The sequence below is a fragment of the Streptomyces sp. NPDC019396 genome (assembly GCF_040632375.1).
Taxonomy (GTDB): Bacteria; Actinomycetota; Actinomycetes; order Streptomycetales; family Streptomycetaceae; genus Streptomyces.
The window spans coordinates 180,137-199,349 of record NZ_JBEYBS010000007.1 but is presented as its reverse complement, the minus strand read 5'-3'; the positions used below and the strand labels follow the sequence as shown (position 1 = coordinate 199,349).

The 19,213-nt window shown below is 69.8% G+C and carries 17 protein-coding genes, 1 tRNA gene and 1 pseudogene; 8 read left to right on the top strand and 11 right to left on the bottom strand.

Annotation, left to right across the window (positions count from 1 at the left end):
• Window positions 1-87: 87 nt before the first annotated feature.
• Entirely contained in the window at window positions 88-1,128 is a 1,041-nt protein-coding gene (locus tag ABZ532_RS10810) for a peptidoglycan DD-metalloendopeptidase family protein (RefSeq protein ID WP_361280994.1), read from the top strand.
• Window positions 1,129-1,208: 80 nt separating this feature from the next.
• Here ABZ532_RS10810 and ABZ532_RS10805 read toward each other — a convergent pair whose 3' ends face one another.
• On the bottom strand, window positions 1,209-2,066 hold the full coding sequence (locus ABZ532_RS10805) for a Cof-type HAD-IIB family hydrolase (protein ID WP_361280992.1): 858 nt from the start codon (window positions 2,064-2,066) through the stop codon (window positions 1,209-1,211).
• 146 nt (window positions 2,067-2,212) lie between these two features.
• On the opposite strand from ABZ532_RS10805, the pseudogene ABZ532_RS10800 reads away from it, so the two are divergent.
• A pseudogene (locus ABZ532_RS10800) lies at window positions 2,213-2,436 on the top strand (LLM class flavin-dependent oxidoreductase); the annotation flags it as partial.
• A gap of 75 nt (window positions 2,437-2,511) precedes the next feature.
• Here the strand turns inward: ABZ532_RS10800 and ABZ532_RS10795 are convergent.
• Both ABZ532_RS10795 and ABZ532_RS10790 read right to left on the bottom strand, forming a co-directional pair.
• Entirely contained in the window at window positions 2,512-2,904 is a 393-nt protein-coding gene (locus tag ABZ532_RS10795) for a PIN domain-containing protein (RefSeq protein WP_361280991.1), read from the bottom strand.
• A complete protein-coding gene (locus ABZ532_RS10790) occupies window positions 2,901-3,182 on the bottom strand; it encodes a hypothetical protein (protein WP_361280990.1) in 282 nt (93 codons plus the stop codon). The genes ABZ532_RS10795 and ABZ532_RS10790 overlap by 4 nt, the downstream gene beginning before the upstream one ends.
• Before the next feature lie 192 nt (window positions 3,183-3,374).
• On the opposite strand from ABZ532_RS10790, the gene ABZ532_RS10785 reads away from it, so the two are divergent.
• Window positions 3,375-4,268, top strand: coding sequence for an LLM class flavin-dependent oxidoreductase (locus ABZ532_RS10785; RefSeq protein WP_361280988.1), 894 nt, complete (start codon window positions 3,375-3,377; stop codon window positions 4,266-4,268).
• Between the two features lie 73 nt (window positions 4,269-4,341).
• Here ABZ532_RS10785 and ABZ532_RS10780 read toward each other — a convergent pair whose 3' ends face one another.
• The 3 genes from ABZ532_RS10780 to ABZ532_RS10770 form a co-directional block, all read right to left on the bottom strand.
• Window positions 4,342-4,884 (bottom strand): RNA 2'-phosphotransferase, encoded by a 543-nt coding sequence (locus ABZ532_RS10780; RefSeq protein ID WP_361281165.1) that lies wholly within the window; start codon window positions 4,882-4,884, stop codon window positions 4,342-4,344.
• A 145-nt stretch (window positions 4,885-5,029) separates the two neighbouring features.
• Window positions 5,030-5,983: a MerR family transcriptional regulator gene (locus ABZ532_RS10775; RefSeq protein WP_361281163.1), complete on the bottom strand. Its 954-nt coding sequence runs from the start codon at window positions 5,981-5,983 to the stop codon at window positions 5,030-5,032.
• Window positions 5,984-5,985: 2 nt separating this feature from the next.
• Window positions 5,986-7,785 carry an SDR family oxidoreductase gene (locus tag ABZ532_RS10770; RefSeq protein WP_361280987.1) on the bottom strand — a complete coding sequence of 600 codons (1,800 nt, stop codon included), beginning with the start codon at window positions 7,783-7,785 and terminating at the stop codon, window positions 5,986-5,988.
• A gap of 310 nt (window positions 7,786-8,095) precedes the next feature.
• Between ABZ532_RS10770 and ABZ532_RS10765 the strand changes: the two genes are divergently transcribed.
• The 5 genes from ABZ532_RS10765 (at window position 8,096) to ABZ532_RS10745 (ending at window position 12,071) form a co-directional block, all read left to right on the top strand.
• Entirely contained in the window at window positions 8,096-9,061 is a 966-nt protein-coding gene (locus tag ABZ532_RS10765; protein ID WP_361281161.1) for an ABC transporter ATP-binding protein, read from the top strand.
• The gene (locus tag ABZ532_RS10760; protein WP_361280986.1) at window positions 9,058-9,969 is read left to right on the top strand and encodes an ABC transporter permease; all 912 of its coding nucleotides are present in this window, start codon (window positions 9,058-9,060) and stop codon (window positions 9,967-9,969) included. The genes ABZ532_RS10765 and ABZ532_RS10760 overlap by 4 nt, the downstream gene beginning before the upstream one ends.
• 49 nt (window positions 9,970-10,018) lie before the next feature.
• Entirely contained in the window at window positions 10,019-10,930 is a 912-nt protein-coding gene (locus ABZ532_RS10755; protein ID WP_361280985.1) for an ABC transporter ATP-binding protein, read from the top strand.
• Window positions 10,931-10,944: 14 nt separating this feature from the next.
• On the top strand, window positions 10,945-11,664 hold the full coding sequence (locus ABZ532_RS10750) for an ABC transporter permease (RefSeq protein ID WP_361280984.1): 720 nt from the start codon (window positions 10,945-10,947) through the stop codon (window positions 11,662-11,664).
• Window positions 11,665-11,966: 302 nt separating this feature from the next.
• Window positions 11,967-12,071, top strand: a tRNA-OTHER gene (locus ABZ532_RS10745).
• 27 nt (window positions 12,072-12,098) lie between these two features.
• Here the strand turns inward: ABZ532_RS10745 and ABZ532_RS10740 are convergent.
• The 5 genes from ABZ532_RS10740 to ABZ532_RS10720 all read right to left on the bottom strand — a co-directional run bounded on the left by ABZ532_RS10740 (window position 12,099) and on the right by ABZ532_RS10720 (window position 19,178).
• Window positions 12,099-12,911 (bottom strand): Cof-type HAD-IIB family hydrolase, encoded by an 813-nt coding sequence (locus ABZ532_RS10740; RefSeq protein ID WP_361280982.1) that lies wholly within the window; start codon window positions 12,909-12,911, stop codon window positions 12,099-12,101.
• The gene (gene serS / locus ABZ532_RS10735) at window positions 12,908-14,185 is read right to left on the bottom strand and encodes a serine--tRNA ligase (protein WP_361280981.1); all 1,278 of its coding nucleotides are present in this window, start codon (window positions 14,183-14,185) and stop codon (window positions 12,908-12,910) included. Before serS ends, ABZ532_RS10740 begins: the two co-directional genes overlap by 4 nt.
• Before the next feature lie 706 nt (window positions 14,186-14,891).
• Window positions 14,892-15,833 (bottom strand): prephenate dehydratase, encoded by a 942-nt coding sequence (gene pheA, locus ABZ532_RS10730; protein ID WP_361280980.1) that lies wholly within the window; start codon window positions 15,831-15,833, stop codon window positions 14,892-14,894.
• 43 nt (window positions 15,834-15,876) lie between these two features.
• Window positions 15,877-17,151: an iron uptake transporter deferrochelatase/peroxidase subunit gene (gene efeB / locus ABZ532_RS10725; protein WP_361280979.1), complete on the bottom strand. Its 1,275-nt coding sequence runs from the start codon at window positions 17,149-17,151 to the stop codon at window positions 15,877-15,879.
• 8 nt (window positions 17,152-17,159) lie between these two features.
• Window positions 17,160-19,178, bottom strand: coding sequence for a copper resistance protein CopC (locus ABZ532_RS10720; RefSeq protein ID WP_361280978.1), 2,019 nt, complete (start codon window positions 19,176-19,178; stop codon window positions 17,160-17,162).
• Between the last annotated feature and the right edge of the window lie 35 nt (window positions 19,179-19,213).

The window sequence follows — 19,213 nt, the reverse complement described above, 5'->3', positions numbered from 1 at the left end:
ACCCGGCACACCGCTGAATGGGCCGGTTGATGGTACGACACCAAGGAAATGCCGCACATCAGACAAATGTGGTGTGACGATCCGTGAATGGGCCACCACCACCACGACCGTTGCCGGATGCTGCTCGTGGCGCTGGCATGCCTGGTGCTCCTCCTGCCCGCGCCGCCGGCCGCCGCCAGCGACGGACCCACCGTCAGCGCCCAGGTGGCGCGGCTGTATGAGGAAGCGTCAGAGGCGGCCGCGTCGTACGAGCAGGGCAGGCGCGCCGCCGATGCCGAGCGGGCCCACACCGAGGAGCTCGAGGAGCGGTTGTGGCAGGCGCGCCGTGAACTCGAGCGGCTCCACGGCCGGATCGGGGCGGTCGCCCGCGCCCAGTATCGCAGCGGCGGATCCCTCGCCGTGGCGGCGAAACTGCTGCTCGCCGACGACCCCGATGAGATGGTCCGCGGATGGCAGTTGGCCTGGCGGATGCAGCTGACCGTGAACCGGCTGCTGGACGATGCCAAGCAGGCCGAGCGCCGCAGCGCCGAAGCCGAGCAGAAGGCGCAGGAGGCGCTGCTCGAACTCGAGGCGCAGGCCGCGCGGCTGGCCGAGATCAAGAAGGAGATCGAGACCAAACTCCAGGCGGCGCAGTGGATGCTCCAGGACAAGGCCAACCGCAGCGCCGCCGCCGGCCAGTGCGCGGGAGCGGTGCGCCTGGACCAGCCGGAGCCGCCGGATGGCCCCCAGTGGGTGGCGCCGGTGCAGAACTACACGCTCTCGGCCGGTTTCGACAAGGCGGGTGAGCGCTGGGCGAAGCGCCACACCGGCCAGGACTTCGCCGTCAGCATCGGCACGCCGGTGCGGGCCGCCGGCGACGGCCGGGTGGTCTCCGTGTCCTGCGGCGGGGGCTTCGGGATCGAAGTCGTCATCCAGCACGAGGACGGCTGGTACACGCAGTACGCGCATCTCGCCGCGGTCACCGTCGACCAGGGGGAGTGGGTGCGCGCCGGGCAGTGGATCGCCCAGTCGGGGACCACCGGCAACTCGACCGGGCCGCATCTGCACTTCGAGACGCGGGTCACGCCCTATCTGGGTTCGGGGGTCGACCCGGTGGGCTGGCTGGCGGACCGCGGCGTGTTCGTCTGAATGAGGCCCTGTCCGGGCGACCCCCTCGGGCCCGCGAAGCAGGCCCCGAGCCTCGCCGGTACGGCCTCATGGCCACTGGATTACGGGACAGCCTTCAGCGAGGCGAGGATCTCCTCGATGACGACCGCGACCCCGTCCTCGTTGTTGGCGACGGTGCGCCCGGAGGCGGCGGCCACGACCTCGGGGTGAGCGTTGCCCATCGCGTACGAGCAGCCCGCCCAGGACAGCATCTCCACATCGTTGGGCATGTCCCCGAAGGCCACGACCTGGTCCGACGAGATCCCGCGCTCGGCGCAGCAGAGCGCGAGTGTGGACGCCTTGGAGACGCCCCTGCCGCTGATCTCCAGCAGAGCGGTCGGGCTGGAGCGGGTGAAGGAGGCGAAGTCTCCTGCGGCGGTCCTCGCCAGGGCGAGGAAACCGTCCGGAGTCAGCTCGGGATGCTGGGCCAGCAGTTTGAGCACGGGGGCGGCGGAGTCCGGACCTTCGGCGCCGAGCAGCTTCTCGGCGGTGGCGGTGGTGGCGCCGGGGTCGAGATGGAAAGGCGGGTAGTCCGGCTCGTAGTGGATCCCGGTGCTCAGCTCGACCGCGAAGGTGGTGCCGGGGGCAGCGTCACGGAGCGTCCTGACCACGTCGAGCGCGGTCGTCCGCTCGAGCGGCCGTGCCTGGACCAGCTTGCCCGCGTGCAGATCGACGACCGCGGCGCCGTTGGCGCAGATCGCCAGGCCATGACCATGGACATGGTCGCTGACGACACCCATCCACCGGGCCGGGCGGCCGGTGACGAAGAAGACCTCGATCCCCGCCTCCTCAGCGGCGGCGAGCGCGGCGACGGTGCGGTCCGAAACGGACTTGTCGTCCCGCAGCAGGGTGCCGTCGAGGTCGGTGGCGATCAGCCGGACGGCGGGGGGAAGCGGCAGGGGATCGTTAGCTGAGGTCACGCTGGCATTCTCCCGCACTCACCGCACGTGCGTGCGGGAGGGTGCACATATGAGTAGGCGCCCCGGGACGCAGCGTGTTCGACCTGGTCACGGGCTCTCGAGCGTGTGCACGGGCATGTGCGGGGGCGACGTAGGCTCTCGGGTCCATGAGCCTGCGTCTGAGCACCGTGATCCTCCCCGTCTACCGCTGGCGTGAGGGAGCCGCGGGAAGTGGCAGCGGGCGGAAGAGCTCGGTTTCCACGCCGTCTACACCTACGACCACCTGTCCTGGCGCAGCTTCCGGGACGGACCGTGGTTCGGCGCTCTGCCCACGCTCACCGCTGCCGCGACGGCCACCGACCGGCTGCGCCTGGGCACGCTCGTGACCTCGGTCAAGCGTCGTTCACCCATCACACGCTGACCTGCGGAAACACGGCAAGGTCTCAGGAAGGGCCGACGCGGGCGCTCAGACGGGCTCGACGGCGATGCGAGCGGGGCACAGCCGGCGCAGGTCATCCGTGTCGCTCGTGATGACAGTGACGTCGCCGTGCTCCACGTGAGCCGTGGCCGCGAGCATCGCATCGATGGCGTACTTGTGACCGTGCAGGCTTTCGGCGGCGAGTAGTCTGCTTGCCGCACGTGCGATCTCCTCCGTGACGGGGCGCACCTTGGCCAGGGAAACGGCATGGTCGAACGCCGCCTGCGGCACCTTCGGGTCGCGTGCCTCCACCAGCGTGGCGGCGCTCGTCACGACGAGCAGGTCCAGTCTGCGGGCGACGTCCAGCCATACGGTCATGTCGCGGTGCCGACGGGAGAGCTTGGAGAGGGCCTCGCTGTCGAGAACGAGAGTCCCGCTCATGCGGCGTCCGCTGGAGCGGACTCCCCGCGGTGGGCAGCGTGGTGGGCGCGGATGCGCTCGGCCTTGTCCGACACCTCGGCAGGGTCGACAGGGCCGTGCTCCGATTCAGCGGCGGCGATGTACTCGTCGATGGCTTCGCGCTGGAGCTGCCGCTGTACGGCCTCCTCGATATAGGAGGAGACGCCTTGCTTGCCGGCGCGTGCGCGGATCGCCTCCAGGGTCTCGGCACGCAGGGAGACGCTGGTGACTCGGGTCTTGCCGGGGCGGGGCGTGTCCATAAGGGAAGTGTATTACATGGCCTATTAACTCGCTGGCGCTCCGCGGCGACTACCGGCGGCCGGCGGCGAGCCTGCTGAGGCGGTCGCCGATGACGGAGACGCCCGGACGGGGCTCGTTCTCGTAGTGCCAGGGCTTGCGTCGGCGCAGTCGGCAAATCCGTGGCAGCGGGAAGCCCGCGTATCGTCGGGGTCATGCGTCTGAGCACGGTGATCCTCCCCATCCACCGGTGGGTCGAAGGACAGAAGATCTGGCGGCGGGCCGAAGACCTCGGGTTCCACGCCGCGTACACGTACGACCACCTCTCATGGCGGTCCTTCCGGGACGGTCCGTGGTTCGGGGCCATACCCACGTTGACCGCAGCAGCAACGGCTACGCAGAGTATGCGATTGGGTACTCTCGTGACGTCGCCCAACTTCCGGCACCCGGTCACGCTCGCCAAGGAACTGATCTCCCTGGACGATGTCTCGGACGGCCGGATCACTCTCGGCATCGGGGCGGGCGGCAACGGCTTCGACGCCACGGCGCTGGGGCAGGAGCCATGGACGCCGAAGGAGCGGGCGGACCGGTTCGCCGAGTTCGTGCCGCTGCTCGACCGGCTGCTCACCGAGGACGCCGTCAGCGCGCAGGGCACCCACTACGCCGCAGTCGAGGCCCGCAACATCCCCGGCTGCGTCCAGCGCCCCCGGCTTCCCTTCGCCGTGGCGGCCACCGGCCCGCGCGGTTTGAAGCTGGCCGCCCGGTACGGGCAGGCGTGGGTGACGACGGGCGACCCGAAGCTGTACGAGGAGGGCACCCCGGAGCAGTCGGTGGCGGCGATCCGCGGCCAGGCACGGAAGCTCGCCGAGGCCTGCGAGGGCATCGGACGGGGCGTGGCAGAGCTCGACAAGATCCTGCTCACCGGCTTCACCCCGGACCGGGGCCGTCCCCTGGAGTCCCTGGACGCCTTCGTGGACTTCGCGGGGCGCCACCAGGAGCTGGGCTTCAACGAGATCGCGATCCACTGGCCCATTGCTGATTCGTACTTCGCCGCGGACCAGGCCGTCTTCGAGAAGATCGCCACCGAGGCAGTCGCCCAGCTCGGCTGAACCGCGAGCCGCGAGCCGCGAGCCGCGAGCCGCGAGCCGCGAGCCGTGGCGCGTGGGCCCGGCCAGTGACCGGTCAGCCGGGAAAGCGCAGGAATTCCGGTGGCACCGCGTCCGCGAGCCAGACGCCGTTGGCACTGACGCGGAACACATGACCGGCCCGGTGCATGGCGCCCGCGTCCACGCTGAGCACGACCGGGCGGCCGCGGCGGGCGCCGACCCGGGTGGCGGTCTCGCGGTCGGGTGACAGGTGCACATGGTGACGCGCCATGGGGCGCAGGCCCTCTTTGCGGATCGCGGTCAGATGGCGGGCCACGGTGCCGTGGTAGAGGTACGGGGGCGGTTCGGCGGCCGGCAGTTCCAGGTCGACCTCGACGGTGTGGCCCTGGCTGGCCCTGATCCGGTCGCCGTCGATCGTGTAGCGCCGCTTGTCGTTGACGGCGACGACATGATCCAGCTCGTCCCGGGTGAAAGTGAAGCCGTGAGCGGCGGCTGCGCGGATCAGCTCGTCGATCGCGACCCAGCCGTTCGCGTCGAGGGTGATGCCGATCCGCTCGGGCTGGTGCCGCAGATGCTTCGCGAGGTACTTCGACACCTTCACGGTGCGTCTCTCGTCCATTTCGTCCATCCCGTCAGCGTGCCCGGGCAGTCGATTCACCGCCATGGGATTTCATCCGGACGATAGCGATCCACATGTTTGTTCCACAGCCAAGTCCGTTATCCACAAGGAGAATTGACGTCTCTGTGGACAACCCGCGCTGGGTTCATGTTGTTTGATCAATATCACCCGATATGCGACGTGTTGGCGCAAGTGTCTCCAATGTCCGCGCGTGCACCTCGCGTTCGACCGCAGAGGCGATGAACACGGACGTGCTCTCCGCCCCAACGAGCCGTTCCACGGCATGAACCGTGGCGGCAGGCAGCAGTACCGAGCGCGTCTCCTCCTCGCGCTCCGGCGAGCTGTCCGCCCTCAGGTGGTGATCGAGCTCCCGGGTGGCGAACATGTGCATGGCCCGGGCGAGTTCGGCGTCCACGGTCTGTTGTGCCAGTGGTCTCAGCCGCCGCACCAATGCTGCCGCTTCGGCGGCATCCGCGTCTGTCGGCGGACGATGGCCCAGGCTGGGGGCGAAGACGTGCTCGGTCGTGAACTCCATGAAGCGGGACGCGATATGTTCCATATGGCCGCGAAGTTCCCGTAGGTGAACGGCTATCGCGGCGAGCGGCACACCCGCCGCGTGCAACTCGACGGCCACGGAAAGCTCCTGGGGACTCGGCACCAGAAACTCGTCGTCCCTGTCGGGGATACGCTCCAGGACACCGAGCTCCAGCGCCTCGGCGATGGCCGCGTCGCCCGGTACCGCCGGAAACTTCTCGGCGAGTTGGGCGCGGCTGATGCGGTCGGCGACCTCGTCGGTCCACGGCCCCTGGACCTCGGCGACCAGCCCCAGCACTCCGCTGAGCCCTCGGCCCGTGTCCCATGCCTCCAGCAACTCCTTGATCGAGGCCAGCGTGTAGCCCCGGTCAAGGAGCTCGGCTATCTGCCGCAGCCGGGCCAGATGCGCGTCTCCGTACACATTTGACCGCCCGCGCCGCTCCGGCTTGGGAAGCAGCCCCCGGTCCTGGTAGGCGCGGATCGTCCGGACCGTGGCACCGCTGTGGTGCGCCAGGTCCTCGATGCGGTACTCGGCCCGGTAACCGGCCGACTGCTGCCCGGACATGCTCACAGCCGTGGCTCCCAGCGGGCCATCGCACGCAGCGTCCCGGGAGCGACGCGGGACAGGAAGCGGGCGCCGCGGGCCTCCGGGGTCACGGGCACGACCGCCTCGTTCCGCACCACCGCGCGCAGCACCGCGTCGGCGACCTTCTCCGGAGGGTAGTTGCGCCGCTCGTACAGCCGTGACGACTTCTGCCGCCGGCGTCGCTGCTCCTCGTCCGACACCCCCGCAAAGCGCGTGGTGGCCGTGATGTTCGTGTTCACGATGCCCGGGCAGATCGCCGAGACTCCGATGTCCTGGCCCGCCAGCTCCGCCCGCAGGCACTCGCTGAGCATCAGGACGCCGGCCTTGGACGTGGCATACGCGGAAAGCGTCCTCGACGGCTGAAACGCCGCGGCCGAAGCGATGTTGACGATATGGCCTCCCTGGCCCCGCTCCACCATCTGCCTGCCGAAGATCCGGCAGCCGTGGATCACACCCCACAGATTGACGTCCAGCATCCTGCGCCAGTCCTCGTCCGTGGTGTCGAAGAACGAGCCCGCGAGCCCGATCCCCGCGTTGTTGACCAGCACATCGACCATGCCGTAGTCGGCTGCGACCCTCCCGGCGAGCTTCTCCATCGCCTGCTCGTCACCGACGTCCGCCGGCTCTCCCCAGGCCTCCGGGGAGCCGAGCTGCCGGGCCTTGGCGGCGGTCCTGCCGGCTCCTGCGGCATCCACGTCGACGGCGACGACCCTCGCCCCTGCCTCGGCGAAGGCCAGCGCGGTGGCCCGTCCGATCCCGCTCGCCGCGCCCGTCACCAGCACCAGCCGTCCACCGAAGCGCTCGGCGGACGTGCGGTGCCGGCGCTGCTTCGCCTGGGAGAGGGAACGGCTCCGGATCGCTGCCGGACGTGCGGATTCCGTGTCCGCATCCCGGGCGTTGACGAAGTCCGTGATCCAGACGGCCAGTTGGTCCGGCCGTGTGCGGGGCACCCAGTGCTTCGCGGGCAGGGTGTGGCGCACCAGCCGGGGCGCCCACTGCCCGAGGTCGTCGTAGAGCCGCTCCGACAGGTAGGCGTCCCCGGTCGGGGTGATCAGCTGCACCGGTACATGCGCATGCGCGTCCGGGCGTGGGCGGCGCAGCCGGGCGCGCACGTTGTCACGGTAGAGCCAGGCGCCGTGTGCGGCATCGGACGGCAGTGACGCCGTGGGGTAGTCCCCGCCGGGTACCTTCTCCATCCGCTGGAGGATCTTCGGCCACCGCCTGCCGAGCGGGCCGCGCCATGCCAGCTCGGGCAGCGCGGGTGTGTGCAGCGCGTACACGTACCAGGACTTCGCCCCCTGGCCGAGTACCTGGCCCACCCGGCGCGGAGTCGGCCGGTTGAGGCGCTGCTTGATCCAGTGCCCGAAGTGGTCGAGCGACGGTCCGGACATCGAGGTGAACGAGGCGACCCGGCCCCTGGTCCGCTCGACCGTGACGAACTCCCAGCCCTGGACGGACCCCCAGTCGTGACCGACCAGGTGCACCGGGCGGTCGGGGCTGACCGCGTCCGCGACCGCCAGGAAGTCGTCCGTCAGCTTCTCCAGGGTGAAGCCGCCGCGCAGCGGCAGCGGGGCCGTCGAGCCGCCGTGCCCCCGGACGTCGTACAGCACCACATGGAAGCTCGCGGACAGCCGGGACGCGACCTCGGACCACACCTCCTTGCTGTCCGGATAGCCGTGCACCAGCACCACCGTCGGCCGGGTCTCGTCGCCCAGCTCGGCGACGCACAGCTCGATCCCGCCCGTCCGTACCCGTCGTTCGCGCGCGCCCTCAAGGCTCATGCTCACCCCGCCCCTCGACGATCCGTCCCGCGTCGCATGCGCTGCGTATCCGCAATGTGACAGTGATGAATGTGACAATGCCCGGCGACTGCGTCAAGGGCGGTGCGCAAGCCTGTGGACAACTTCCAGGGTGGCCCCGGGCGACGTCCCCGGTCGTCCCCGGTCGTCAGCGTTCGTCTGCCTTCATCTGCGTTTCGTCTCCTCCTTCGGCGCCGGGCCCCTACGGGTCCGTACGCCTCGAGTCTGATGCGGAACAACCGTCAGGGCTGACGCGGGCTGTGGGCTGCGCCACTACCGTCGAAGCGTGACTGTGATCGTGACCGAAAGCCTGAGCAAGCGGTTCCCCCGGGTGACCGCGCTTGACCGGCTCTCCCTGGACATCGGGCCCGGTGTGACCGGACTTGTGGGTGCCAACGGGGCCGGCAAGTCCACACTGATCAAGATCCTGCTGGGTCTGTCCCCCGCCACGGAAGGCCGCGCAGAGGTGCTCGGCCTGGACGTCGCCACCTCGGGCGCCGCCATTCGTGAGCGCGTGGGCTACATGCCCGAGCACGACTGCCTGCCGCCTGACGTCTCCGCCACGGAGTTCGTCGTCCATATGGCGCGCATGTCCGGACTCCCGCCGACCGCCGCCCGTGAGCGCACCGCCGACACCCTGCGCCATGTCGGCCTCTACGAGGAGCGCTACCGCCCGATCGGCGGCTACTCGACGGGCATGAAGCAGCGGGTCAAGCTCGCCCAGGCGCTGGTTCACGATCCCCAGCTCGTGCTGCTCGACGAGCCGACCAACGGCCTGGACCCGGTCGGCCGTGACGAGATGCTCGGCCTGATCCGCCGTGTCCACACCGACTTCGGCATCTCCGTGCTGGTGACCTCACATCTGCTGGGCGAGCTCGAGCGCACCTGCGACCACGTGGTGGTCGTGGACGGCGGCGCCCTGCTGCGCTCCAGCTCCACCAGCGACTTCACCCAGTCCACGACCACCCTCGCGGTCGAGGTCACGGACAGCGACGCCCACCCCGACGGGGCGGCGGCGCTCCGCAAGGCCCTGACGGCCGCCGGGATCACCCTGCACGCCGGGGTCGAGGAGGGCCTGCCGGGCGCCGGCCACATCCTCCTGCTGGAAGCGACAGGCGAGGAGACCTACGACATCGTCCGCGACACCGTCGCCGCACTCGGCCTCGGACTCGTACGGATGGAACAGCGCCGCCACCACATCGCGGAGGTCTTCCGCCCGCAGGCAGCGGCCCAGCCCATGGAGGTCCCGGCGCGATGAGCACCCCGACACCCCGCACCGCGGACGACCGTCGCGACACGACACGCATCCACAACATCGGCTACCGCAACTACGACGGCGCCCGGCTGGGCCGCGCCTACGCCCGCCGCTCGCTCTACTCGCAGTCGCTGCGCGGCGCGTACGGACTCGGCCGCAGCGCCAAGTCCAAAGTGCTACCGATGATCCTCTTCGCCGTGATGTGCGTACCCGCGGCGATCATCGTCGCTGTCGCGGTCGCCACCAAGATGACGGATCTACCGCTCGACTACACGCGCTACGCGATCACCATGCAGGCCGTCATCGGCCTCTTCCTGGCCGCGCAAGCGCCGCAGTCCGTCTCCCGCGACCTGCGGTTCAAGACGGTGCCGCTCTACTTCTCGCGGCCGATCGAGCGCGTGGACTACGTGCTCGCCAAGTACGGTGCCATGGCATCGGCGCTGTTCGTCCTCACCGGTGTGCCGCTGCTGATCCTCTACATCGGGTCGCTGCTCGCGAAGATGGACTTCGCCGACCAGACCAAGGGACTGGCCCAGGGTCTGGTGTCCGTGGCCCTGCTGTCGCTGCTGTTCGGCGGTCTGGGTCTCGTCATGGCGGCCCTCACACCCCGCCGCGGCTTCGGCGTCGCCGCCGTCATCGCCACCCTGACCCTCTCCTACGGCGCGGTGTCCACGGTCCAGGTCATCGCAGGCGAGACCGGATCCACCGACGCGGTGCAGTGGCTGGGGCTGTTCTCGCCCATCACGCTCATCGACGGAGTGCAGACCGCCTTCCTCGGTGCGACCACCGCCTTCCCCAGCGGTCAGGGGCCCGGCACCGGTGCCGGTGCGGTCTATCTGCTGGTCGTCCTCGCGCTGATCCTCGGTTCCTACGCCGTAATGATGCGCCGCTACCGAAAGGTCGGGCTGTGAGTGCCCTCCCGTCGCCCGCCACCACCCCTCTAAGGAATGGGCTGCGCCCATGAGTACTCTCTCCATCGACCACACCTCTCGCTGGTTCGGCAACGTCGTCGCCGTCAACGACGTGACCATGGAGATCGGTCCGGGTGTCACCGGACTCCTCGGCCCCAACGGCGCGGGCAAGTCCACGCTCATCAACATGATGGGTGGTTTCCTCGCCCCCTCCACGGGCACCGTCACCCTCGACGGGCAGCCGATCTGGCGCAATGAGACGGTCTACCGGCAGATCGGCGTCGTGCCCGAGCGCGAGGCCATGTACGACTTCCTCACCGGTCAGGAATTCGTCGTCGCCAACGCCGAGTTGCACGGCCTCGGAGCCAAGGAGGCCCAGCAGGCGCTGGCGACGGTCGAGATGGAGTACGCGCAGGACCGCAAGATCGCGACCTACAGCAAGGGCATGCGCCAGCGGGTCAAGATGGCCTCCGCCCTGGTGCACCAGCCCAGCGTGCTGCTCCTCGACGAGCCGTTCAACGGCATGGACCCGCGCCAGCGGATGCAGCTGATGGACCTGCTGCGGCGGATGGGCGCCGAGGGTCGTACGGTCCTGTTCTCCTCGCACATCCTGGAGGAGGTGGAACAACTCGCCTCGCACATCGAGGTCGTCGTGGCCGGACGGCATGCCGCGAGCGGCGACTTCCGCAAGATCCGGCGCCTGATGACGGACCGGCCGCACCGCTATCTGGTCCGCTCCAGCGACGACCGGGCGCTCGCCGCCGCGCTGATCGCCGACCCGTCGACCGCGGGCATCGAAGTGGATCTGCGCGAAGGCGCGTTGCGGATCCAGGCGGTCGACTTCGGCAGGTTCACCGAACTCCTGCCGCGGGTCGCCCGCGAGCACTCGATCCGGCTGCTCACGGTCTCGCCGTCGGACGAGTCACTCGAATCGGTCTTCTCGTACCTCGTAGCGGCCTGAAAGGAGCCATCGACATGTACAACCCCACCGTCGCCCGGCTCACCTACCGGGCCCTCCTCGGCCGCCGCCGAGCCGCGGTCCTCTTCGTACTGCCCGGACTGCTGCTGCTGATCGCCGTCACGGTCAGGGCGTTCAACGGAGTGGACGACCAGATCGCCTCCGATGTCCTGGGCGGTTTCGCCATCGCCACGATGGTGCCGCTGATCGGTGTGATCGCAGGGACGGGCGCGATCGGGCCGGAGATCGACGACGGTTCGATCGTCTATCTGCTCGCCAAGCCCGTGAAACGCCCGACGATCATCACGACCAAGCTGATCGTGGCGATCGCCGTGACGATGGCCTTCTCCGCCATCCCCACGCTGCTGGCGGGCCTCATCCTGAACGGCAACGGACAGCAGATCGCGACGGCGTACACGGTCGCGGCCCTGGTCGCCTCGATCGCGTACAGCGCGCTCTTCCTGCTCCTCGGCACGCTCAGCCGGCATGCCGTGGTGATCGGACTCGTCTACGCCCTGGTGTGGGAGACGCTGTTCGGCAGTCTCGTGTCGGGTGCCAAGACGCTCAGTGTCCAGCAGTGGTCACTGGCCCTCGCCGAGAGGATCGGCCCCGAGGGGATGATCGCCTCGGACGTGGGGATGCCCGTGGCCGTGTCGCTGCTGGTGGGTGTGACGCTGCTGGCGACGGTGTACGCGGGGCAGAAGCTGCGCACGCTGACCCTGGCCGGAGACGAGTGACACGAGCGATATGCGCCGAGGCCCCCGGAATCCTCCGATTCCGGGGGCCTCGGCGTAATTCGGTGGCGTCGAACTGCCCCCCGCGACAGAGTGGTTGAGGCATCGCACAGAAGTGCGATGTGGAACGTGACGATGCACCGAGACCGGGGAGGAGCGCGGCGATGACCGAGAGTACGAGTCCGCCGAGCTCCCTACAGGGCAGCGCGCGGCAGGCTTCGGAGTAATTCATCGGACTCCGTAGAGCCGCCCGCACACTGCCCGGGCGGCCGCTTCGAGCGCGCGAAAGCGCGGGCCGCCCTCCCGGAGGATTGGCCGAGTGGTAAGGCACCGGCTCGCGCTGGTTACGGTCAGAAGCGAGCCGAGGTCGGGGGTCGTCCCCCGCGCGCGTTCGATCCGCGCATCCTCCGCAACACACATCCAGCCCCGCGGCGAACTCAGCCGGCCAGCAGCTCCTCGATCACCACGGCTATGCCGTCGTGGTCGTTCGACGCGGTGATCTCCCGCGCCACCGCCTTGAGTTCGTCATGGGCGTTGGCCATCGCCACACCATGCGCCGACCAGGCGAGCATCGGGATGTCATTGGGCATGTCCCCGAAAGCGATCGTCCCCGCGGCCTTCACACCCAGTCGGCGCGCGGCCAGTGAAAGCCCGGTCGCCTTGGTGAGCCCCAGGGGCAGCATCTCGACGATCCCCGCCCCCGCCAGCACCACATCGACCAGACCGCCCACCGTCTCACGGGCGATCCGCGTGAGCGTGTCGTCGTCGAGCGTCGGATGCTGGATATAGAGCTTGGTGAGCGGCGCCGACCAGAGCTCGGCCAGATCGGTGGCGGCCACCACCGGCAGCTCATAGCCCTGGAACTCATAGCCGGGCCCGAGCACCACCTTGCCGTCCAGGCCGTCCCGGCTCACGGCGAGCGCGAGCGGCCCCACCTCCGCCTCGAGCTTGGCGACGGCGATCCCGGCGAGCTGCCGGTCCATGGTCACGGAGGTCAGCAGCCGGTGTTCACCCGCGTGGTAGACCTGGGCTCCCTGGCCGCAGACCGCAAGACCCCGGTAGCCCAGATCGTCCAGTATGTGCCGGGTCCAGGGCACGGCCCGTCCCGTGACGACGATATGCGCCGCGCCCGCCGCCGTGGCGGCGGCGAGCGCCTCGCGCGTACGCCCGGAAACCGTCCCGTCGGAGCGCAGCAAGGTCCCGTCGAGGTCCGTGGCTATCAGACGGTAGGGAAGAGGGCTGGAGCTCACTTGCCGACCGGCTCCAGGACCTCACGGCCGCCGAGGTAGGGCCGCAGCATCTCGGGCACCCGCACCGAACCGTCCGCGAGCTGGTGGTTCTCCAGGATCGCCACGATCGTGCGCGGCACGGCGCACAGCGTGCCGTTCAGCGTCGCGAGCGGCTTGACCTGCTTGCCGTCCCGCACGCGCACCGACAGCCGACGGGCCTGGAAGCCGTCGCAGTTCGACGCGGAGGTCAGCTCGCGGTACTTGCCCTGGGTGGGGATCCACGCCTCGCAGTCGTACTTACGCGAGGCGGACGAGCCCAGATCGCCGGAGGCCACGTCGATCACCTGGAACGGCAGCTCCAGGGCGTTCAGCCACTGCTTCTCCCACTCCAGGAGACGCTTGTGCTCGTTCTCGGCGTCGTCAGGATCGACGTAGGTGAACATCTCGACCTTGTCGAACTGGTGGACGCGGAAGATGCCACGGGTGTCCTTGCCGTACGTGCCGGCCTCACGCCGGAAGCAGGGGGAGAAGCCCGCGTACCGCAGCGGCAGCTTGCCGGCGTCGATGATCTCGTCCATGTGGTACGCCGCGAGCGGCACCTCGGAGGTGCCCACCAGATAGAAGTCGTCCTTCTCCAGGTGGTACACGTTCTCCGCGGCCTGGCCGAGGAATCCGGTGCCCTCCATGGCGCGCGGGCGGACCAGCGCCGGGGTCAGCATCGGGATGAAGCCGGCCTCGGTGGCCTGGGCGATCGCCGCGTTGACCAGCGCGAGCTCCAGCAGGGCGCCGACACCGGTCAGGTAGTAGAAGCGCGAGCCCGAGACCTTCGCGCCGCGCTCGACGTCGATGGCGCCGAGCGCCTCGCCGAGCTCCAGGTGGTCCTTGGGCTCGAAGCCCTCGGCGGCGAAGTCGCGGATCGTGCCGTGCGTCTCCAGGACGACGAAGTCCTCCTCGCCGCCGACCGGCACGTCCGGGTGAACCAGATTGCCGAGCTGGAGAGCAAGCCGGCGGGTCTCCTCGTCGGCCTCGTGCTGCTCCGCCTCCGCGGCCTTGACGTCGGTCTTCAGCTGCTCGGCCTTCTTCAGCAGCTCGGCGCGCTCGTCGGGCGATGCCTTGGGGATGAGCTTGCCGAGCGACTTCTGCTCGGAACGGAGTTCGTCGAAGCGGATGCCGGACGACCTGCGCCGCTCATCGGCTGAGAGCAGGGCGTCGACGATGCCGACGTCCTCTCCACGGGCGCGCTGGGAGGCGCGAACACGGTCGGGGTCCTCACGGAGCAGGCGAAGGTCAATCACCCCACCAGGCTACCGGTGTGGACCACCGCCTCCCCACCCAGTTGATATCGCATGCGTGTCACTTTTGCCCTAATTGCGAGAGATGATTGAAAATGCCGGATATGAGGAAGCCGCAGGTGAATCCGGAACGGCATCGGTCGAAGAGCGGCATTCCGGACTTCGTAAGGGCGCGAGCCGGGCTGCGTGCTTGACTCGCCTGGGGTCCGGAGGCGGCGGGTATGGGGCGCTGGAGCTCCGGTTGTCCACAGGAGCGGGGCATCTGACTGAGTTATCCACAGGGTGTACCCGGTGTCTGTGGATTATGGAGGAGATCGTTCCGGGGTGGGCCTCCGTCAGGTTTAAGGGTCATCAAGTTTGAGGCGAAACTTCTTTCAAACCCGCTTCATGCACTCTTTCGAGTGGGAATTCCTGGATCTCTTGAGTTGATCAAGAAGATTGCCGCGGCGAGGTCCTCGGGATGCGCTGTGGATGCATGTGAGGCGACAAGAGCGATTTGTCGACTATGACGGTCGGTCGATATCGACTTGTCCCCAGGCTGGAGGACGCCCTGTGGATAACTCTGTCCGGGGTCACGGACAGTAGGAAGAGCAAGGGCCGGGGACCACCGGAACCAGCCGGCGACGGCCCGGCGGGGCACCCGGAACCCGTCCAAAGGAAACTCTGGGTTACGGGAAAAGGGGGAGACCCCACCTGATTACGGGAAGGCTTACGCGCGGCCGTCCTGGCAGCGCGCCAGCCATTCCGCGGCGTCGACGAACTCCGCGTCCGACGGCCCCGGGCGAAGCGTCTCTCCACGGGAGACCGGTGGCGACACACCGGCCCGCGGATACGACCCGAGGAACCGCACCTTCGGGCAGATCCGCTTCAGACCCATCAGCGCCTCGCCGACCCTGCGGTCCGAGATGTGCCCCTCGGCATCGATCGCGAAGCAGTAGTTCCCGATGCCTGCGCCCGTCGGCCGCGACTGCAACAGCATCAGGTTCACCCCGCGGACCGCGAACTGCTGGAGCAGCTCGAGCAGGGCACCCGGGTGGTCGTCGCGCTGCCAGATGACCACCGAGGTCTTGTCGGCCCCGGTCGGTGCGGCCGGCCTCGCGGGCCGTCCGACCAGCACAAAGCGGGTCTCCGCGTTCTTGGCGTCGTGGATCTCGGTGACCAGCGGCTCGAGCCCGTACGTGGCCGCCGCGAACTCCCCCGCGAAGGCGGCGTCGAACCGCCCCTCCTGCACCAGCCGTGCACCGTCCGCGTTCGACGCTGCCGACTCCCACAGGGCATCGGGGAGATGGGCCCGCAGCCAGTTCCGCACCTGCGGCTGGGCGACCGGATGCCCGGTCACCGTCTTCACGTCGGACAGCTTGGTGCCGGGCCGCACCAGCAGCGCGAACGTGATCGGCAGCAGCACCTCGCGGTAGATCATCAGCGGCTCGCCCGACACCAGCTCGTCGAGGGTCGCGGTGACCCCGCCCTCCACCGAGTTCTCGATCGGCACGAACGCGGCAGCGGCCTCCCCGTTGCGTACGGCGTCGAGCGCGGCAGGTACGGACACCATCGGGACGAGCTCCCGGGTCGCTGCCTCGGGGAGGGTGCGCAGGGCCGCCTCGGTGAAGGTGCCCTCGGGACCGAGATAGGTGTAGCGCGTGGCGGACATACCCGTCACCCTAGTGCGCTCGCCCGCTCCGCCGCGTCCGTGATCACGCCTCGAGAAGCCGTTGCCCCACGTACTCGCCCTCCTTCGGCCCGCCCGGCACGGCGAACAGTCCGCTCGCCTCGTGCCGGATGAACGGGGACAACGCGTCGCCGCGGTCCAGCTTGCGCTGCACCGGGACGAAGCCCTTCAGAGGGTCCGCCTGCCAGCAGACGAAGAGCAGCCCGGCGTCCGGGGTCCCGTCGGCGGCGATGCCGTCGTGGAAGGAGAAGGGGCGTCTCAGCATGGCCGCGCCGCCGTTCTGTTCGGGGGCGGAGATCCTGGCGTGGGCGTTGTCGGGGATGACCAGCTTCCCGTCGGGGCCCGTCTTGTCGAGCGCGAGTGCCGTGGTCTCATCGCCGCCCGTCAGCGGGGCGCCGTCCTTCTTGCGCCGGCCGATCACCCGCTCCTGTGCCGTCAGGGACAGCCGCTCCCAGTCGTCGAGGAGCATCCGGATCCTGCGGAACACCGCGTACGAACCGCCCGCCATCCACGCGGGCGTGCCCTCGGCCGGTACGAAGATCCGCTGGTCGAAGTCCTGGTCCGTCGGCTTCGGGTTACGGGTGCCGTCGACCTGGCCCATCAGATTGCGGGCAGTCATGGGTTGCGCGGTGGCGCCGGGCGAGCGGTTGAAGCCGCTCATCTGCCAGCGCGGCCTCGCCGCCTCGCCCGCGTCCTTCTGGATCGCCCGCAGGGCGTGGAAGGCGACCAGCGCGTCGTCGGCACCGATCTGCACCCACAGGTCTCCGTCCGAGCGCCGGGGGTCGAGCTGGTCGGACGAGAAGGGCGGCAGCGGGTCCAGCTCGGCCGGGCGCTGCGCGGTCAGACCGGTGCGGTCGAAGAACGTGCGGCCGAAGCCGAACGTGATCGTGAGCGAGGAGGGGCCCGCGTCCAGGGCGACGCCCGTGTCGCCCTCGCCCGTGGGCTGTCCCGCCATCAGCAGGGCTGTCGTCGTCGACCAGCGGCGCATCAGCGCGGCGGCTTCCTTGCGGCCCGCGCCCGGGGCGAGGTCGAAGGCGATGAGATAGCCGCGGGACGGGAGGGGGGTGGTGATGCCCGCCTGGTGCCCGGAGGAACCGGTGGCGTGGAAGCGTACGGACGCGGAGCCGACCGAGGCCAGCGTGGTCGGCGCCTCACCGGCCGCGGCGGCGTGGGTCGCGGCCCCGGCGACGCCCCCGAGCGCGAGGCCGGCGGCCCCGGCCGCGCCCGCCGTGCCGAGCAGCCGGCGCCGCGAGATACCGCTGGGGCCGTTTCCGGTGTCCTGGGTGGTGCCGTCGTTCATGACCCTCGTCAGCCGATCTTCACGTTCTTCTCGACGGACGTCTGGTCGATGTCGGACGTCCGTACGGTGAGCAGGATCTGCCACTCGCCCGGCAGTGGGATCTGGATGTTGTCGGCACCCCACCGGCCGGGCGCGGCGCGGTCGAGGCGGGCCGGAAGGGGCCCGATCGCCTGGGCCTTGAGCGTGAAGGAGACCTTCACTTCGGGGACGTCCAGAGGGCTCCCATCAGGGCCGTTCACCTGGATCCGCAGCGCGTTGGCGCCGGAGCGGCCGGGGGTGGCGTTCATGCGGACCGTGCCTTTGCCGTTCTCGCCGCCTGTGTCGAAGTCCAGGGTGAAGTCGACCGGCTTGCCGGGGGCTGTCTCGGCTGGCGCCTGGGAGCCGTTGGCCTGTGCGGCGCTCTCTGCCGTGCGCCCTGGTTCGGTGGACGTCAGTACGGTCGTGACGGCGAGGAGGACGACGGCGACGCCCGCTTCGGCCAGCACCGAGCGCCGCAGTCCGGTGCGCGCGGGGTCCGCGTCCCTGAGCCGCTTGCGCCGGGCGGTCGCCAGTGCGACCTGCTGGCGGGAGAGTTGGGCGGCCCGCTCGGGGTCGACTGTCTCCGGCTCCGGCTCTCGCTTCGTCTCCGGCTCGTCCTCGGTCCTGGTCTCGGTCCCGGCCTTGTTCTCGTCCTTCTCCTCGTCCTCCTTGTGCTCCTTGTCCTCCTCGCGCTCCTCTTCCTCGGTCGTGCCGCTTTCCGCGAGCCGGGTCGTCCAGCGGCGGGAGATCGCCGCGACCCCCACGAGCACGGCCACCAAGCCCACCTTGATCAGCAGCAGTTGTCCGTACGAGGTCCCGGTCAGAGCCGACCAGGAGCCGACCTGGCGCCAGGACTGGTACAGCCCCGTCAGGGTCAGGACGATCACCGAGAGGAAGGCGAGCCGCGAGAAGCGGAGCACCGCGTCACGGTCCAGCGACCGGGTCCGGTACAGGGCCACCAGCACCGCCACCAGGCCGCCGAGCCAGGCGGCGACGGCCAGCATGTGAAGCACGTCCACCGGCATCGCGATGCCCGGCTGGAGGCCGGTCGAGGCATGCTCGGAGAGCGCCCAGCTGCCCGCGATCCCGGCCGCCACGACCGTGCCGCCGATGCCGAGCCCGAAGGCGAGGTCGCTCCCACTCTTGTCCGTCTTGTCCGTTCGGCCCGGCTGCTCGGTCTGGTCCGTTTCGGTGCCGCGCCTCGCGTACGCGCCGAACAGCACGGCCAGGAACAGTGCCGCCGCCCCGAGCAGCAGCAGCCGGGAGACCAGCGCCGCCCCGGTCTTGGTCTCCAGGACCGCCTTGAGACCGCCCAGATCGAGCGCGTCGGGCAGCTCTCCCGAGCCGGTGTAGGGGTTGCGCAGCAGCAGCATGGCCAGCGTCGCCGCGACGAGCGTCACCCAGCCCCGTACGATCAGCCGCTGCAACGGCCGTTCGCCTGCGCCCTTCCGCCAGCAGGCGAGGATGAACGCCGCGCCGCCCGCGAGCACAACGAAGCCCCCGTAGGCCGCGTACCGCGCGATCCCGTACAGCGTCCCGACGAGCCCGCCCCCCGCTTGCTGCTTCGGCAGAGTGACCGCGGTCTGTGAGGGGGCGCCGATGGAGAAGGTGAAGGCGCCCGCGACCGGATGGCTGTCGGCCGACACCGCCTGCCAGGCCACGGTGTAGGTGCCCTTCGCCAGGCTGCCGGACTGGAGGGAGACGCCGTACTGGACGACGGCCCCGCTGGACAGATCGCGCAACTGGGCGGTGTCGACCCGCTTGCTCTGGGGGTCGAGCACCCGGATCGAGTCGTTCCCCATGGCGACCTGCTCGGAGAAGGTGAGCGTGACGTCCCTGGGCGCGGTGGCGAGCACCGCCCCGTCCTTCGGGTTGCTCCCGGTCAGCGCGGCGTGAGCGCTCGCGGGCGAGGCGCCCGCGAGCAGGGTGCCGAGCAGGGCGGCGGTGACGAGCAGCAGCCGGACCAGGGGGGTGCCCAGGGTCCCGAAGCGCGGGGCGGTGGCCGTCATGGTGTGTTCCCTCGGTGCATCAGTTGCGTCGGTGC

What these genes read in the sequence shown, in the direction of transcription:
- ABZ532_RS10775 (WP_361281163.1), bottom strand. Translation starts at nt 5,983, where the DNA reads ATGTCCGGGCAGCAGTCGGCCGGTTACCGGGCCGAGTACCGCATCGAG.
- ABZ532_RS10780 (WP_361281165.1), bottom strand. Translation starts at nt 4,884, where the DNA reads ATGGACGAGAGACGCACCGTGAAGGTGTCGAAGTACCTCGCGAAGCAT.
- ABZ532_RS10760 (WP_361280986.1), top strand. Translation starts at nt 9,058, where the DNA reads ATGAGCACCCCGACACCCCGCACCGCGGACGACCGTCGCGACACGACA.
- pheA (WP_361280980.1), bottom strand. Translation starts at nt 15,833, where the DNA reads ATGTCCGCCACGCGCTACACCTATCTCGGTCCCGAGGGCACCTTCACC.
- ABZ532_RS10785 (WP_361280988.1), top strand. Translation starts at nt 3,375, where the DNA reads ATGCGTCTGAGCACGGTGATCCTCCCCATCCACCGGTGGGTCGAAGGA.
- ABZ532_RS10770 (WP_361280987.1), bottom strand. Translation starts at nt 7,785, where the DNA reads ATGAGCCTTGAGGGCGCGCGCGAACGACGGGTACGGACGGGCGGGATC.
- ABZ532_RS10795 (WP_361280991.1), bottom strand. Translation starts at nt 2,904, where the DNA reads ATGAGCGGGACTCTCGTTCTCGACAGCGAGGCCCTCTCCAAGCTCTCC.
- ABZ532_RS10755 (WP_361280985.1), top strand. Translation starts at nt 10,019, where the DNA reads ATGAGTACTCTCTCCATCGACCACACCTCTCGCTGGTTCGGCAACGTC.
- ABZ532_RS10810 (WP_361280994.1), top strand. Translation starts at nt 88, where the DNA reads ATGGGCCACCACCACCACGACCGTTGCCGGATGCTGCTCGTGGCGCTG.
- efeB (WP_361280979.1), bottom strand. Translation starts at nt 17,151, where the DNA reads ATGAACGACGGCACCACCCAGGACACCGGAAACGGCCCCAGCGGTATC.
- ABZ532_RS10790 (WP_361280990.1), bottom strand. Translation starts at nt 3,182, where the DNA reads ATGGACACGCCCCGCCCCGGCAAGACCCGAGTCACCAGCGTCTCCCTG.
- ABZ532_RS10750 (WP_361280984.1), top strand. Translation starts at nt 10,945, where the DNA reads ATGTACAACCCCACCGTCGCCCGGCTCACCTACCGGGCCCTCCTCGGC.
- ABZ532_RS10720 (WP_361280978.1), bottom strand. Translation starts at nt 19,178, where the DNA reads ATGACGGCCACCGCCCCGCGCTTCGGGACCCTGGGCACCCCCCTGGTC.